The following is a 2,406-nucleotide window of genomic DNA, read 5'->3' as shown; positions in this document are numbered from 1 at the left end:
CCCGGCGACGATCCATCGAGATCGAAACGGAGATCGAAGCGGCCACGTGCTTCAAGATACCGGAACGGTCCGTCGCATGCCGCCGGTTACGACAGTATTCGAATGACTTCTCTTCCGATTACCGCGTTACCGGCCCGCAAGGGCTAGGCCAGAATCCTCATGGTGGAATTAAATCAAATTTTATACGATATGCCTGACAATTTTGATGCGGACCATCACGATGCGTTCTCTGCTCAAGTTCATCGACGCCCCGCTGCCGGCTGCGGAGACGGTGCCGATCGGCGGTAGCCGTCCGCTTCCCGCACGCAAGGCGCTGGTCGTCTGGGTAGCCTTGATGTCGGCGGCGTGGGTGATCCTTGGGGCGGGCGCCTATGCCTTCCTGATGCCGGGTTCATAAAGAGCTCCGGTTTCTGCAAGGCACTGCTGCCGGATTATCCGGCGCATGATGAAATCATGGGGTTCCCTTACCCGCGATTCGTACCAACATCGATCCGCGGGATCGAGTACGGAGAAGGCGGGAAACCATAGTGTACCTCGGTGGCTTGCGCAGCAGTACGATCACCTTGCCGGATGGACGCCGTCTCGGAATCGCGGAGTACGGCGATCCGGCAGCGTTGCCGGTATTGTATTGCCATGGTTTCCCCAGCTGCCGGCTGGAACCGTCAATGCTGCCGGTTTCGGGCATACGGCTTATCGCCGTCGACCGGCCGGGGTACGGGCTGTCCGATCCGCTTCCCGGACGTACGCTGCTGGACTGGCCGCAGGATATCGCATCGGTGGCGGATGCCCTGGGACTCGACCGCTTCGCCGTCGCCGGTGTTTCCGGGGGTGCGCCATATGCCGCAGCCTGCGCCGCACGGTTGAAAGACCGGATCATCGGTCTGGCGCTGATCTGCGGCATTGCGCCGCCGGGGGAAGGCGTCGGGGGAGCCGATGGGGCAGGGTGGGAAGCCGGCGGAGCGGCTGCGCGTCTCATGACCCTGGACCGCCTGCCCGGCACCGTTCCCGTCATAGCGGCGCTGGCAAGGCGGCTGGTCGTGGGGGTCGATTCACCCAGGCTCCTGCGCACGCTGCTGCGCTTCGGGCATCTGCCGGAACCGGACCGGGCCGTGCTGTCGGCGGGTTTCGGCATTCCCGTCCTCGACAGTTTCCGGGAAGCGTTGCGCCAGGGCATCGGCGGCGCCGTCTCCGACGCCCGCATCTATGCGCGGCCCTGGGGTTTCGATCCAGCCAGAATCGCATCACCGACGGTGATCTGGCATGGCAACATGGACAATCAGGTGCCGGTCGCCGCGGCTCGGGTGTACGCCCGGCTTATTCCACATGCGCGGTTGTGCTTATTGGAGGGTGAAGGCCATTTCTCCTTGGTCGTACGGCATCATCATGCGATCCTTGCGTCGCTTTTTGCCATTGCGGAACGGTACGCTGGCGACGATGTTACGTCACACGCTCACGCGTGTCCCGGCTTGGATGCTTGAGCCGGTGCGTCTGCCCGTTTCTCTCAACGATAGAATAAGCACATGCACATAGATACCGTACGCGCTGCCTATCGCCGTTATGCCGGCGTCTACGATCTTGTCTTTGGCAAGAGTTTCGAGGCGGGACGCCAGCAGACGCTCGACAGCATCAACCGTCGCCGGGGCCTGCGAGTCCTCGAGGTGGGGGTCGGCACCGGGCTGTCGCTTCCCGATTATCATCCCGACAACACCATCGTCGGCATCGATGCCTCGGAGGAAATGCTGAGGCTCGCCCATGAGCGCGTCGCGAAGAAGGGCCTCAAGAACATCGAGAGCCTGGTCGAGATGGACGCTCAGAAGATGACCTTCGAGGACGCCAGCTTCGACGTCGTCGTGGCGATGTATGTGATGACGGTCGTGGAAGACCCGAAGGCCGTGATGGACGAGCTGAAGCGCGTCTGCAAGCCGGGCGGCGACATCTACATCGTCAACCACTTCTCGGCCGAGAAAGCCGGTCTCCGGCTGAAGTTCGAGCGCATGATCGCCAACTTCGCGGAACTGCTGGGCTGGCACGCCGATATGCCGATGACGCCTCTGCTGTCGAACGCGGGGATCGAAATCGTGAAGATTTCCAAGCTGCCGCCGTTCGGCATGTTCACGATGGTCCATTGCCGGAACCAGGACTCCTCCGGCGATGCGATGCTCCAGGGCGCCGGGTAAGTCTGCCGGTCCACGGGCCGCGGCCCTGAAACAAGCAATCCTGAGAAGATCGTACCGGCGGTTCAGGCCCGCCCGCTCAATCCAGTGATGGACGAGCGGGCGGGCCTGAACCGCCGTCCCACGTCTTCAACTCGAGTCTTTATCGGGCGACTGCGAGCAGGAGGACGAGGTTGATGCCCGCCATGGCCACGACAACCGGAACCAGCCAGGTCGGGTGGGTCACGAACAG

At 62.7% G+C, this 2,406-nt stretch carries 3 protein-coding genes; all 3 read left to right on the top strand.

The genetic code is table 11. The annotated features are described in order from the left end of the window. The first annotated feature begins 220 nt into the window (after positions 1-220). The 3 genes from AC5JJ6_RS09385 (at position 221) to AC5JJ6_RS09375 (ending at position 2,177) form a co-directional block, all read left to right on the top strand. Positions 221-397: a hypothetical protein gene (locus tag AC5JJ6_RS09385; RefSeq protein ID WP_496041784.1), complete on the top strand. Its 177-nt coding sequence runs from the start codon at positions 221-223 to the stop codon at positions 395-397. A gap of 130 nt (positions 398-527) precedes the next feature. Continuing rightward, positions 528-1,478: an alpha/beta fold hydrolase gene (locus tag AC5JJ6_RS09380; protein ID WP_496041783.1), complete on the top strand. Its 951-nt coding sequence runs from the start codon at positions 528-530 to the stop codon at positions 1,476-1,478. 42 nt (positions 1,479-1,520) lie between these two features. Next, a complete protein-coding gene (locus AC5JJ6_RS09375; protein ID WP_496041782.1) occupies positions 1,521-2,177 on the top strand; it encodes a class I SAM-dependent methyltransferase in 657 nt (218 codons plus the stop codon). Positions 2,178-2,406 lie beyond the last annotated feature (229 nt).

It is taken from the genome of Skermanella sp. (assembly GCF_059503625.1).
Note: the sequence above shows the minus strand (reverse complement) of the source record. Positions and strands in the feature narration are given on the sequence as shown.